The sequence below is a fragment of the Rhodanobacter sp. C06 genome, assembly GCF_002001105.1.
GTDB lineage: Bacteria > Pseudomonadota > Gammaproteobacteria > Xanthomonadales > Rhodanobacteraceae > Rhodanobacter_A.
Genome location: NZ_MUNP01000059.1, coordinates 150,313 through 163,163 on the forward strand (window position 1 = coordinate 150,313; position 12,851 = coordinate 163,163).

The window sequence follows — 12,851 nt, forward strand, 5'->3', positions numbered from 1 at the left end:
ACCCCACGTATCGAGGACTGCCACGCATGAACCAGATCGGTCGAGCCATACTCTGCGGCGGCCTCGTCGCCGGCACCATCGATATCGGCGCCGCGGCACTGATCAGCCATCTCAACCCTGCCGTGATCCTGCACGCGATTGCCAGCGGCGTGCTGGGCAAGGCTTCGTTCGTGGGTGGTGCTACGGCTGCGTGGCTGGGACTGGGTCTGCAGTGGGCGATGTCGCTGTTGATCGCCGCGATCTTCGCGACCACCGCCAGGCGCATGGCCTGGTTGCGCCGCCGCTGGCTGCCGGCGGGGCTGGCCTACGGCGTGGCGGTCTATGTGGTGATGAATTACGTGGTGGTGCCGCTGTCCGCCGCGCCATTCAAGGCGCCGGCCGCGCCGACGCTGATCGTGGCGAACCTGCTCGCCATGCTGCTGTTCGGCCTGATCGTGGCGTTCTTCGCGCGCACCGTTGCCGCGCGCGCGAACTGACACCGACATCTTCCATCCTGTTTCGGAGCATCGACATGCCCGCTTCGTTCCGTTCGCATGCCTGGCTGGCGCTGGTCGCCGGCGTGGCCTTCGCCGGTGGCGCCACGGCCGCCACGCTGCCCGTGCTGGCGGCGCCACGGATCTTCGCGCCGGGGGTGATCTCCGGCCCCGCCAACGACGAGTCGCCCACCTTCAGCCCCGACGGCAATACGCTGCTGTTCACCCGCAGCGGCGCGGGCGGCGGCACCATCATGGAGTCGCATCGCGTGGACGGGCACTGGTCGACGCCGCGCATCGCGTCGTTCTCGGGCGCGTGGCCGGAGCTTGCGCCTCAGTTTTCGCCGGACGGCTCCTACGTGGTCTACGTTTCGATCCGCCGCACGGACAGCACGCCGGCGCAGCAGCAGGTGAACCTGTGGCGGGTCGACCACCACGGTTCCGGCTGGGGTCAGCCCGTGCGCCTGCCGGCTGCGGTCAACATCGGCAACGCGGTGTGGAAGGCCAGCATCGCGCAGGACGGCAGCATCTATTTCCTTTCCATCGACGCGGGCAAGGACAAGGGCAAGCGGCTGTACGTGTCGCATGTCGCGCACGGTGCCTACCAGCCGGCGCAGCCGCTGGCATTCAGCCATTACGGCGACGACGACGTGGACCCGGAGATCGCGCCGGACGGTTCCTTCATGGTGTTCGCCAGCGACCACCGCTTGCCGGGCGACAGCAAGGACCACCTGTTCATCGTGTTCCGCGAGGGTGGCGGCTGGGGCGCACCGCAGGCGATCCGCTACGCCGGCGACGACGCGCGCGGTTTCAGCACGGATTACCTGCCGCACCTGGGGCCGGATCATCGCACGCTGTATTTCACCAGCGACCGCACCGAGGCGGTCGCGCACTACCCGCACACGCCGGCGCAGGCGCGCGAATACCTGCAGCGCGTGGAAGCGTGGGACAACGGCAACTTCAACGCGTGGTCGGTCTCGCTGGCGCCGCTGCTGGAGGCGCACAAGGCGGCCCTGTAGGCCGGGATTCATCCCGACTCGCGCACGGTTGATCGGTGTCGGGATGAATCCCGACCCGCGCATGGTTGAGCGGGCGGGGATGAATCCCGACCCACGCGGTGCGGTGGACCGGCGTATCCTTGCCGGCGGCTTTCTCGCCACGGGTGGATGGATGAAGCAGCAAGCAGGCATGGCATCGGCAGATCTCCCGGCCGATGCGGCGTCCTACATCCACCACGGCACGCCCGCGTTCCGTCGCACCAACCTCGCGCTGTTCGCCGCGGGTCTCGCCACGTTCGGCTTGCTGTATTGCGTGCAGCCGCTGATGCCGGAGTTCAGCCGCGACTACGGCGTCAGCGAGGCGGGCGCGGCGATGTCGTTGTCACTCACCACCGGCGTGCTCGCGTTCGCGATGCTGTTCGCGGGCGGCCTGTCCGACGCGTGGGGGCGCAAGCCGGTGATGGTGGCCTCGCTCGTGTCCTCGGCGGTGCTGGTGCTGGCCAGTGCGGCGATGCCGGGCTGGGGTTCGCTGCTGGTGGTGCGCACCTTGCTGGGGCTCACGCTGAGTGGACTGCCCGCGGTGGCGATGACCTATTTGAGCGAGGAGATGCACGTCGAGTCGATCGGTCTGGGCATGGGCCTCTACATCAGCGGCAGCGCGGTGGGCGGCATGGGTGGACGGCTCGTCACCGGCGTGCTCACGGACTTCTTCGACTGGCGCGTCGGCGTCGCCGTGGTGGGCGTGATCGGCCTCGCCTGCGCGCTGGCGTTCTGGCGCGCACTGCCGCCGTCGCGGCATTTCGTGCGCCAGCCGCTCTCGCCACACGCGTTGGCTTCGCGCTTCGGCGGCATGTTCCACGACCGTGGCCTGCCGTGGCTGTTCGTCGAAGGCTTCCTGCTGCTGGGCGCCTTCGTCACCGTCTACAACTACCTCGGTTACAGGCTGCTTGCGCCGCCGTACAACCTCAGCCAGGCCGTGGTGGGCCTGATCTTCGGCATCTACCTTATCGGCACCTTCAGTTCGGCGTGGATGGGCCATCTCGCGGGAAAGCTGGGTCGGCGCAAGGTGCTGTGGACCGCGCTGGCGCTGATGCTGGTCGGCGTGGTGCTGACGCTCGCCGCGTCGCTGTGGCTGATCATGCTGGGTATCGTGGCGATCACGTTCGGCTTCTTCGGCGGCCACTCCATCGTCAGCAGTTGGGTGGGCCGCCGCGCCGGCGCGGCGAAGGCGCAGGCCTCGTCGATGTACCTGTTCTGCTACTACATGGGTTCCAGCGTGGCCGGTGCCAGCGGCGGCCTGTTCTATGCCGCGCACGGCTGGAACGGAGTGGCCGCGTTCGTCGGGGCGCTGGTGCTGGCTGGCCTCGCGATCGCATTGGGCCTGGTGCGGCTGAAGCCGCTGGTGAACGTGGTCACGCCGCCCACGCCGATGAGCAAGGGCGCGATGGGTTAGCGACGCCGGTTGGGTAGGAGCGCACCCTGTGCGCGAATGCTTCTGGCTTCGATCAAGCGCCAGAGCATTCGCGCACAGGGTGCGCTCCTGCAGGGATTTATTGCGCCGCCGGCTTCAGCATGCCCTTCACCGCCTCGTAGTCGCCGTCGTTCGCGGCAGCGGGGAGGCCGAGCAGGTGGGTCATCAGCGGATAGACGTCCACGTTCGGGAACTCGGGCACGCGCAGGCCTGTGCGGAACGCCGGGCCGTGCGCCACGAACAACGCGCGCATCAGCGGGTCGGCGTTGTCGTAGCCGTGATCGCCGAGACTGATGTGGCCCTTGCGCTTCGCCAGATGTTCGGCGGTGGTGATGCGCCAGCCGGTATCGGCGAGGCACACCAGTTGCGGCACGCGCGGGTTGCTTCCGTAGTGGAAGCGGGCGGGTATGCGCGTCTTGTCCCAGCAGCGCATGTGCTGCTGCGGCTGTTCCAGCTTGTGCTCGATCGCGGCGAAGTCGTGGCCGGGTTTCGGATTGAAGCCGGCGAGGATGCCGAGGCTGACGGTGTTCACCGCGTCCGGCGGGATCAACTGCTCGATCAGCACACTGTTCGCCAGCGGCACGCTGGCCATGCCGTGGTCAGCGAGCACGATCAGGTTGATCCGGTCGAACAGGCCGCGTTGCCAGAGGCCGGACACCAGCCGCGCCAGCGCGGCGTCGGTATCGCGCAGCGCCTGGTCCACCTCGGGCGAATCCGGGCCGTGCTCGTGGCCGGCGTGGTCGACCCCGTCGAAGTACAGGGTGAGGAAGCTCGGCCGCTGGTCGGCCGGCAGGTCCAGCCACGCCAGCACCTGGTCCACGCGCTGATCCGGCGTCACGTTGCCGTCGTAGGGCTTCCAGTAGTCGGGGTGCCGGCCGTGGATATCGGCCTCGCTGCCGGGCCAGAACATGGTGGCGGTACGCAGGCCATGCGCATCGGCGGTTTCCCAGATCGGCGTGCCCTCGGCCCACCAGCGGCCATCGCTCACCGCCTTGCGGTTGCCCAGCGAGAACTTGCCGAGTGCGGGATCGAACATCGTGTTGTTGACGATGCCGTGGTGGTCCGGATACAGGCCGGTGACCAGGGTGTAGTGGTTCGGAAAGGTCAGCGAGGGAAACGCGGGCTGCATCGCGTCGGCATGCACGCCGTGCTTTGCAAGCATCGCCAGCGTAGGGGTGAGGCCGCGATCGATATAGTCCGCGCGGAACGCATCGATCGAGATCAGCAGCAGCGGCGCGGGACGCGCGGCGCTTGCGCTGGCGGCTGGCGCAGAGAATGCGGTCGCGGGCGGCTGCGTGGCGCAACCGGCGCTGAATGCCGCCAGCGAGGCCAGCAGCAGGCGAAACAGGAATTTCATGCAGGAATCCATACGATGCGGATGTCTCCCCATGATCGCCCAGATGCCATGACAATCGCACATTCTTGTGATCGGAAAACGCATAGTTCCCCGTCGCGCTGGCTGCTGGCCGGCTTGCTCGCGGTCGCCGGCACGGCCGCGGCGCAAACGCCACCCGCGAACGCGCAGTACCAGCAGACCGTGCGCCAGCAGCAGGTCAGCGACCAGCTGCAGAAGAGCCAGCAGCAGGCGCAGCAGCGCCAGAACGTGGCGAACATGGCGCAGCAGCCGCTGGCGCAGGGCTCCGCCGCACGCAACCAGCAGGAGCAGGCCGATCGCGCGCAGCAGCAAGGCGAGAATGCCCGGCAGCAGGATCTCGTCAATCGGTACCGCGACGCTTCCACGCCGCCGCCTGCCGCCACGGCGTCCGACACACCGAAGAAATCACAGGGGCACTGACTCCACGCTGCTCTGGTTCCCGTGCCGTATCAGCCGGCGCGTCGGCGCATGGGCAGGCACGCCACGGACAACAGGACGGCGAGCAACGCCAGATCCAGCCACGCGAACCAGTCGCCCCAGCACGCGTACAGCGTCCGCGTTTCGCGCAACGGCAGATCGCCCACCAGTTCGGCATCGTGCTTTTCGCTGGAGGCTTCGGCCACCACGCGGCCGCGGTCGTCGCTGAGCGTGAGCCGGCCATTGCGCGCGACACGGGCGATGGCAAGGCCGCTTTCCACGCCACGCATGATGGCCATGCGGCTGTGCAGCCAGCCATCGACGCCGAAGTCCCAGGCGGGCACCAGCAGCAACTGCGTGCCGAGCGTCGCATAGCTTCGGCTGATGTCGTGGAAATCCATGTCCTTGCAGATAGCCAGCCCGATACGCGGCGAGACGTCCAGCACCGAGTAGCGCTTGCCGGGCGTGTACTGGTCCTCGAAGCCCGGGATCAGGTGATGCTTGAAATAGTCGACTGGCGCGTGAGCGTCCGGCTGGAACACCATGACCATGTTGCGCTCCGCGCGCGGGTCGTTCTTGCCGTCGATGCCGATGCCCAGGATCACGCCATCCTCGCGCGCCAATGCGGCAAATGCCGGCACGGTGGCTGCGTCCGTGGCGAACGAGGTCTCGGGGATGACGACCGCCTTGGCGCCCGCCGCGGCGAGGCGCCGGATGGCCTCGACATAGCGTGCTTCGAGGGCCTGGCCGGCCGCGCTGTCCAGTGTGGGCCGGATCGGCTTGTCCACCGATACCAGGCCGATGCGCAAGCTGCCGCTGGCGGGCGTCGCGAGACGCCAGATGCCGTAGCCCAGCGAGGCCGCGACCAGCAAGCTCGCGATACCCGCAGCCATGCTGCGACCGCGCCGTGGTGTCGTGGGAGTCAGCACGGCGGCAAGCGCGGACGGCCCCAGCAATACGAGAAAGCTGATGCCCCAGAGGCCGGTGACGGCGGCCACCTGGATGACCGGCAGCGCGTCCATCTGGCCGTAGGCCATGCTGCCCCAGGTGCCGTGCGGCGAGCCCAGGTTGTTGACGTACTCGACGGCGACCCACAGCGCGGGCACCGCCAGCGTCGCCGCCAGCACATGGCCTGAGCGGAGCAGGCGCCGGTAGAGCAGCGTGCACAGTGCGAAGACCAGCGCGGGCGCCGCGATCGCGTAGAGGTCGAACGGCAGCGGCAGGCCGATCACGCCATGCAGGTAATGCCACTGGCTCATCCCGCCGAGGGCGTAGGCGGCAAACGCCGCCAGCGCCACCCATCGCGCAGGCACGCGCGGAGCCAGCCACAACACCGGCAGCGGCGCGAGCCATGCCAGCCACCACCAGGGATGCAGGCCGGCGCCGAACCACCACGCCGCGGCGGAGAGCAGCAGCGCCGCCAGCGTCGTCACCGTTGCCGCACGATCAAGCCTTGATTCCATCGACCAGTCTCCCTATCGATTCGAGATAGAACTCGCGAAACCGGGTTTCGTCATCGCTGAAGCGACCTGCGCGGTACAGCGCGATCAGCCCATGCGCATGCGCCCAGAACGTCATCGCCACGTCCCAGGGATCGTCGTGCCGCAGCACGCCCTGGCGCATGCCTTCGGCGAGCAGGTCCGCCACCACGTTGAGCGTGGGGGACTGGCGTTCTCGGAAATCCTCCGGAAAGCGGCGCGCGTCGTCGCGGCGCACCGAAAACGCGTGGTCGAACAGGTGCGGATGTTCCAGCGCGTAGTCGAGATAGTTCTCCTGCGTCCTGTACAGCTGCCGCAGGATGTCCGCGTCACCCGTGCTCTCCAGCCACTTGCGTGCGGAGGTATTGAAGCTGTCGTCGGAAAGCCGCTTCAGCAGCGCCTCGCGATTCGGGAAATGGCGATAGATCGCCATCGGCGTGATGCCGACCCGCTCGGCCACCCGCCGCATCGTCACCGCGTCCGCGCCCTCGCGATCGAACAGCCGGTGGGCAGCGCGCAGGATCTTCGTGGCGGTGTCCGGCTTCTTCATGTATACACTGTATACATCGCCGGCCGGGCGCGGCAATAGGTCATTCGGCAGGGGCGCGGTACCGCGCCGCTGCGAGTGCGCAGATCAGGGTGCGGCGAACAGGTCGCCGTGCGCGATGCGTTGCTCCATCGCGAGCAGGAAGCGCTTCGTGGGTAGCCCGCCGCCGAAGCCGGTGAGGCTGCCGTCCGCGCCGATCACGCGGTGGCAGGGCAGCACGATCGGCAACGGATTGCGCCCGTTCGCGGCGCCCACCGCGCGCACCGCCTGCGGCTGGTCGATGCGCCGCGCCAGCTCGCCGTAGCTGGTGGTGGCGCCGTAGGGAATGCGCGCCAGTTCCCGCCATACCGCCAGCTGGAACGGCGTGCCGAGCGGATGCAGCGGCAGCGCGAACACCTGCCGCGTGCCGGCGAAGTATTCCTCCAGCTGCACGCGGGCGAACGCGAGCTTGCCGGCATCGTGTCTCCAATGCGGTGCCGGCATCTTCTGGTGGCGCCCGCTCTCGAACCACACCTCGCGCAGGCCTTGCGCATCGGCGACCAGGCGCAGCTGGCCGATCGGCGTGGGCAGCTCGTCGTACCAGATCGTTTCCGGTGTGCTCATGCAGCCGCTCCCTGGCGTTTCGCGCGCGGCGTCGACGCGGCGTCGGCACTCCCGCGCCACAGGTGGATCACCGCATACGCGCGCCACGGTCGCCACGCCTCGGCCAGCGCGGTCAACGCCTTCGTGCCGAGCGCCTCGCCGCCGCGTGCCGCCGCCCGGCGCAGGATCAGGTCCGCGGCGGGAAACGCGTCGGGATGGCTCAGCGCGCGCATCGCCATGTAGTGCGCGGTCCAGTCACCGATGCCGGGCAACGCGACCCAGCGCGCCACGAATTCGTCCAGCGATTGCTCCGCGCGGAAATCCACCCGGCCGTCCAGCAGTGCGCGCGCCATGCCGCGGATCGTTTCCGCGCGTGCGCCGGTCACGCCGAGTTCGCGCAAGTCCGCGTCCGCCAGCGCTTCGGGCGTTGGGAACAGCCGATTCATTCCCGGCAGCGGCGCCTGCGCCAACATCATGCCGTGGCGCTGCACGAGGCGCGTGGCCAGCGTGCGCGCGGCGGCCACGCTCACCTGCTGGCCGAGCACCGCGCGCACCGCGATCTCGAAACCGTCCCAGCTGCCCGGCAGGCGCAAACCCGGGCGCTTGCGCAGCAGCGGACGCAACGTGGGCTCGCCGCGCAATGCGTCGGCGATCGCGCGCGGATCGGCGTCGAGGTCGAACAGGCGGCGCACGCGCGCCACCACGCCGAGCATCTGCGCCGGCTGCGGGCAATGCAGTTCCAGCTTCAGCGCATGCTCGCCGCCCGGCCACGCGGAAACGCGCAGCCAGCCCGGCGCGTCGGCGGGGCCGAACACGCGCGCATACGTGGTTTCGTCCACCAGTTCGATGCCGGGCAACGCGCGACCGCCGAGGAACGCGAGCAGCGACGCGAAATCGAACGGCGGCCGGAATGCCAGCCGCAGCACCAGTGCGCCCTCGGTCACCGCCGCGCGCGGCTGGCGGCGCAGCTCGCGCGGCGCGATGCGGTTCGCCTGCGCGAACGCGGCGTTGAAGCGGCGCAGGCTGCGGAAGCCGGATGCGAGCGCGACTTCCGTCACCGGCAGCGCCGTCTCCGTCAGCAGCTGCTTCGCGAACAGCAGCCGGCGCGTGGTGTGCACGCTGAGCGGCGAGGCGCCGAGCCGTTCCGTGAACAACCGGCGCAGCTGCCGCGCGCCCAGCCCGACGCGCGCGGCGAGCTGCTCCAGCGAACCTTCGTCCAGCGCACCGTGCCCGATCAGTTTCAACGCCCGCGCCACCACATGGTCGCCGCGCTGCCACACGTCGTTGCCCGGCGACAGTTCCGGGCGGCAGCGCAGGCAGGGCCGGAAACCGGCCGCTTCCGCCGCCGCCGCGCTCGCGTAATAGCGCACGTTCTCCCGCTTCGGCGACGGCGCGGGGCACACCGGCCGGCAATAGATGCCGGTGCTGCGGACGGCGGTGAAGAACAGCCCGTCGAAGCGCGCGTCGCGGCTGAGGCGGGCCTGTTCGCAGGTGCGCGGGTCGGGCAGGGTGACGGCATGGGGATCGTTCATGCCGGCAGGCTAGCACCGGCGAGTCGTTGCGACTCGCCGTTTTCGGACATCAATGGCACGCACCTGTTCCGTTCAGTGCACGGGCGTCATCAGATGCTGGTAGGGCGTGCCGGCCCACATCACGTACGGCACCGAGGTGTCCGGCGTCGCGCTCTTCGGATACGCGTCGTAGAACGTCGCATCCGCGCCGAAGATCATCAGGTGCGGGCCGGTGCGGATCCAGTGCTGGCCCGCCGCGGGTTTCATCGCGGACGGATCGGTGTTGCTCGCATCGACGCCGCCCTGCAGCATGTATGCGATGCCGGTCCCGGCCGGCGGCGGCTTGTGCGCCATGTACGCGGCTAGCCAAGCCCACGCGTTCTTGTCCGCGCACATCGGGTCCGGCCCCGGCGTGGCCGGGTTGTCCGGCATGCAGGTGAACGCGTTCGTGCCCTTGCGCAGCGTACGCATCGTGCCGTCCGCGCCCGGCACGACGATCGTGGCGTTTTTCGCGACGCTCGCCGGCGCCGCGCGCATCGCGCTAGCGATCAGTTCGGCATCCGTCGGCGCCTTCTTGTCGGCGGCTTGCAACCCGCCCATGGCGAGCAGCATCGTGGCGGCGATCGTGAAGCGGTACATCGATTCTTTCGCATGCATGGCAGCCTCCCCGCTATGACGCGCGATGGCCATGCCCGGACTCCCCGGCCCACCAGTCTCCGCCGCTGCCTGATGGCCGTCAATCGACGTCGGAAGGATGTTTCGGCCGACGTGGCGGCGCGCCTCGGGCCAGCCTGGCGGCGGGATCGCGGCCGGCCGGTCCGGCGCATTGACAGCCGGATGCGGATTGCCGAACGATCCGGACAGCGCCCCTTCCTTCCCCGAGCACACACGCATGACCCATGCATGCCGCAATGCCCGTTCGCCGCGCACCGCCATGCTGGCGGTGTGGCTGTCGGCATGCCTGCTGCTTCCGGCCTGCGCGGCTCCCGTGAAGCCGGCGGCGCAGAAATGGGTCGCCACGTGGGGGCAGGCGATGACTTCACAGGTCGCGCGCGTCACCGGTCGCGACGGCAAGCCGGAACGCGATGCCTGGGGGCAGCCGGTCGAGCGCGCGCCCACGGTCGATCACCTCACCCTTCGCCAGCGCGTGAACGTCAGCGCCGGCGGCGCGCGCGTGCGCGTCCGGCTGTCGAACTATTACGGCCGTGCGCCGCTCACCGTGAGCGCCGCGCGCATCGCGCTGGCTGCCGGCCATGCCGATGACTTGTCCGCGATCGATCCCGGCAGCGACCGGCCACTGAGCTTCGACGGCGGCAAGCCTTCGATCACGATCGCGCCCGGCAGCGAAGCGGTCAGCGATCCGGTAGCCCTGCACGTGCCGGCGTTGTCGAACGTGGTCGTCAGCCTGTACTTCGACGGGCCGGCGCAGCTCGCCGATTTCCATCCGCTGGAACAGGCGCACACCACGTACGCGGTCGATGGCGACGCCACGCGACTGCCATCGCTGGCGCGGCTGCCGCCCGCGCACGCGCTGCCGCTCACGCGGGACGATCACATCTACCTGCTCGCCGGCGTCGAGGTCGAGGCGTCGGCGGGCACCCGCGGCATCGTCGCGTTCGGCGACTCGATCACCGATGGCTACCTCGCCAGCGCGCCCACCGCACCCTGGCCCGCGGTGCTGGCCGCCCTTGCCCAGCGCCATGGCGATGTGGCGGCGGTGGTGAACGCCGGCATCAGCGCCGACGAGCTGACCACCGACCAGATCGGTGCGCCCGACGCCGGCATGTCCGGCCTGAAGCGCTTCCTGCGCGACGTGGTCGACCGCCCCGGCGTCACCGACGTGGTCGTGTTGTTCGGCGCGAACGACATCGATCGCGGCGTCGATCCGGCCGGTTATCCGAACGGCGCCACGGCCGGCGACCTCATTGCGGCGATGCGCATGCTCGCCGACGTCGCCCACCAGCACCACCTGCGCATCTACGCCGGCACGGTCACGCCGTTCGCCGGGGTTGCGGACTGGTACAGCCCGCAGCGGGAGGCCGTGCGGCTACGGTTCAATGCGTGGATACGCCACTCGGGCACGTTCGACGGCGTGGTCGACTTCTCCGACGCCGTGGCGGGCACGTACCAGCCGCCGACGCTGGCCGCGCAACAGTCCCCGCTGCCGGTCGGCATGGCGACGGTCTGCGCGGGCGACGCGGGCTTGCACCCGAACGACCGCGGCTACGCCGTGATGGGCACGCTGGCCTACAACGTGCTGTTCCACGCGGCGCTGCAACCGCCGCAGGGTTGCCATTGAGGCCTTATCGCCGCGGCCGCGTCACGACTTGCGGCTGCCGCCGACCATGCTCGCCAGCACCCCGTCGCGCCGGATCAGGCCGTGGTACAGCGCCGCGCCCAAGTGCGCGAGGAAGGTGAGGAACAGCAGCATCGCCAGCCAGGTGTGCAGGTGGCGCAACACCGCGAACGCGACCGGGCCGGCCGGGAAGATCGGCGGCAGCCGCAGCGAATCGCCCAGCATCACCGGGTAGCCGCCGGCCGACAGCATCGCCCAGCCCACCAGCGGCATCGCGATCATCAGCGCGTACAGCAGCCAGTGCGAAGCATGCGCGGCGAGTTTCTGGATGGCCGGAAGGTCCGCCGGCAGCGGCGGTGGCGGGTTGCGCAGGCGCACGGCGAGGCGCAGCACGGCGAGCAGCAGGATCGCGATGCCCAGCGGCTTGTGGATGCGCAGCAGCCATGCGTGGCGCTCGGACACCGAGGCCACCATGCCGACGCCGATGAACAGCATCGCGAGGATCGCCGCCGCCATCAGCCAGTGCAGGATGCGCGCGGGCAGGGCGAACAGGCCGGTCGTGTTGTTCATGGGTGGGCCTCCGCTTGCGGCTTCGTGTCGACGCGGGCGGTGCCCGGCAGGTGGGCCTCCTCGCTGGTGCGGCGCAGGTAGGAATCGGCGTAGGCGGCCGAGCGCGCGGGCAGCAACGGGTCGTCCGAGATCGCGATGCCGTCCGGCAGCACCGTCGGGTCGTAGTTGATGTCGCGGCAGGGGCCGCTGTCCTGCGCCTGCTCGCTGTCCACCACCAGGGTGCCGGCGGTGATCGTGCGGCGGTCGTCCGGCCACGCCTTGGTGGCGTCGTTGGTGGGGTCGCCCGGATTCGCCAGCGTCACCAGCAGCTTCCAGCGCAGCGGGCCTTGCGCCAGCCGCTGGCGCAGGTCGGCGTCGAGGTAGTCGGGCTGGCCGGCCGGCGCGGCGGCGCCCGTCGCATCGACAGCTTCCGGCACCATGCGCCAGCGCACCGCGTGGCGCTGGCCGTCGGGCCCGGTGAACACGAATGCGTCGAGGCTCCAGTAGCCGTCCGTGGCGAAACTGGCCGAGGGCTTCGCGGTTTTCGCCCAGGCGCGGAACGCGGCGGTTTCCGGATGCGCGGCGAAGAACGCGGCGAGCTTCTTCGGGTCCGGCTTGCCGGTGGCCGGGTCGGGCTGCCCCGCCTGCAGCTGCGCGTAGAACGCCTGCGGCGTGGCGACCGGGAACACCGGCATGCTGTTCATGCCGGTGCGCCATTGCTGGCCGTTCGCCAGCGCGAAGCGCAGCGCCATGCTGCGGATCGGCACGCTGCCGTCCGGCGCGTACGGGTTGCCGCCGGGAATCGCGAAGCGGCCGACCACCGGCGTGCGCTGGCCCGGCGCGAACACCTGCGCCACCGAATACGCCGCCGCCTCGCCGCTGCTGTCGAAATGGCCGGCCACGCACACGCCCTTGGCATGGTTGCGCCGATAGCCGGGATGCACGCCGGCGTTCGCCTGGAACTGGTCGATCAGGCGCCGGGGCGTCAGTCGCTGCGGCGACAGCCAGCCGCCCACCCAGGCGAAGGCGAGTGCACACGCCGCGGGAAGGGCGAGGACGAGGAACCAGGCGCCCGCGCGGCGGGCCAGCGGGACGGTGGATGCATGCGGATCGGGCATGGGGTTTCCAGGACGGGGGATGGAAGAGCGACGGAC

Annotated in this window: 13 protein-coding genes; 5 read left to right on the forward strand and 8 right to left on the reverse strand. The window is 69.9% G+C overall.

Going from position 1 to position 12,851, the window contains the following annotated elements; translation table 11 throughout:
• The first annotated feature begins 26 nt into the window (after positions 1-26).
• The 3 genes from B0E52_RS12935 (at position 27) to B0E52_RS12945 (ending at position 2,924) form a co-directional block, all read left to right on the forward strand.
• Complete coding sequence (locus B0E52_RS12935; RefSeq protein ID WP_139351679.1) at positions 27-476, forward strand: hypothetical protein; 450 nt, start codon at positions 27-29, stop codon at positions 474-476.
• 35 nt (positions 477-511) lie between these two features.
• A complete protein-coding gene (locus tag B0E52_RS12940; protein WP_077484369.1) occupies positions 512-1,492 on the forward strand; it encodes a PD40 domain-containing protein in 981 nt (326 codons plus the stop codon).
• 169 nt (positions 1,493-1,661) lie between these two features.
• Positions 1,662-2,924, forward strand: coding sequence for an MFS transporter (locus tag B0E52_RS12945; RefSeq protein ID WP_077484473.1), 1,263 nt, complete (start codon positions 1,662-1,664; stop codon positions 2,922-2,924).
• A 97-nt stretch (positions 2,925-3,021) separates the two neighbouring features.
• Here the strand turns inward: B0E52_RS12945 and B0E52_RS12950 are convergent, their stop codons facing one another.
• Positions 3,022-4,299: an ectonucleotide pyrophosphatase/phosphodiesterase gene (locus B0E52_RS12950; protein WP_077484475.1), complete on the reverse strand. Its 1,278-nt coding sequence runs from the start codon at positions 4,297-4,299 to the stop codon at positions 3,022-3,024.
• Between the two features lie 114 nt (positions 4,300-4,413).
• Between B0E52_RS12950 and B0E52_RS12955 the strand changes: the two genes are divergently transcribed.
• Entirely contained in the window at positions 4,414-4,737 is a 324-nt protein-coding gene (locus tag B0E52_RS12955; RefSeq protein ID WP_077484370.1) for a hypothetical protein, read from the forward strand.
• Positions 4,738-4,766: 29 nt separating this feature from the next.
• On the opposite strand, the gene B0E52_RS12960 is transcribed toward B0E52_RS12955, so the two are convergent.
• The 5 genes from B0E52_RS12960 to B0E52_RS18720 all read right to left on the reverse strand — a co-directional run bounded on the left by B0E52_RS12960 (position 4,767) and on the right by B0E52_RS18720 (position 9,872).
• Positions 4,767-6,197, reverse strand: coding sequence for a nitrilase-related carbon-nitrogen hydrolase (locus tag B0E52_RS12960; protein ID WP_077484372.1), 1,431 nt, complete (start codon positions 6,195-6,197; stop codon positions 4,767-4,769).
• Positions 6,181-6,762, reverse strand: a complete 582-nt coding sequence (locus B0E52_RS12965; protein ID WP_077484374.1) for a TetR/AcrR family transcriptional regulator — start codon at positions 6,760-6,762, stop codon at positions 6,181-6,183. Before B0E52_RS12965 ends, B0E52_RS12960 begins: the two co-directional genes overlap by 17 nt.
• Positions 6,763-6,846: 84 nt before the next feature.
• A complete protein-coding gene (locus B0E52_RS12970; RefSeq protein WP_077484375.1) occupies positions 6,847-7,362 on the reverse strand; it encodes a methylated-DNA--[protein]-cysteine S-methyltransferase in 516 nt (171 codons plus the stop codon).
• Positions 7,359-8,873 (reverse strand): DNA-3-methyladenine glycosylase 2, encoded by a 1,515-nt coding sequence (locus B0E52_RS12975; protein WP_077484377.1) that lies wholly within the window; start codon positions 8,871-8,873, stop codon positions 7,359-7,361. The genes B0E52_RS12970 and B0E52_RS12975 overlap by 4 nt, the downstream gene beginning before the upstream one ends.
• A 72-nt stretch (positions 8,874-8,945) precedes the next feature.
• Positions 8,946-9,872 (reverse strand): hypothetical protein, encoded by a 927-nt coding sequence (locus B0E52_RS18720; protein WP_254426798.1) that lies wholly within the window; start codon positions 9,870-9,872, stop codon positions 8,946-8,948.
• A gap of 13 nt (positions 9,873-9,885) precedes the next feature.
• Here B0E52_RS18720 and B0E52_RS12985 point away from each other — a divergent pair, with 13 nt between their 5' ends.
• On the forward strand, positions 9,886-11,151 hold the full coding sequence (locus tag B0E52_RS12985; protein ID WP_254426799.1) for a GDSL-type esterase/lipase family protein: 1,266 nt from the start codon (positions 9,886-9,888) through the stop codon (positions 11,149-11,151).
• Between the two features lie 21 nt (positions 11,152-11,172).
• On the opposite strand, the gene B0E52_RS12990 is transcribed toward B0E52_RS12985, so the two are convergent.
• Both B0E52_RS12990 and B0E52_RS12995 read right to left on the reverse strand, forming a co-directional pair.
• The gene (locus B0E52_RS12990) at positions 11,173-11,718 is read right to left on the reverse strand and encodes a cytochrome b/b6 domain-containing protein (protein WP_077484381.1); all 546 of its coding nucleotides are present in this window, start codon (positions 11,716-11,718) and stop codon (positions 11,173-11,175) included.
• Complete coding sequence (locus tag B0E52_RS12995) at positions 11,715-12,815, reverse strand: catalase family peroxidase (RefSeq protein ID WP_077484383.1); 1,101 nt, start codon at positions 12,813-12,815, stop codon at positions 11,715-11,717. Before B0E52_RS12995 ends, B0E52_RS12990 begins: the two co-directional genes overlap by 4 nt.
• Positions 12,816-12,851 lie beyond the last annotated feature (36 nt).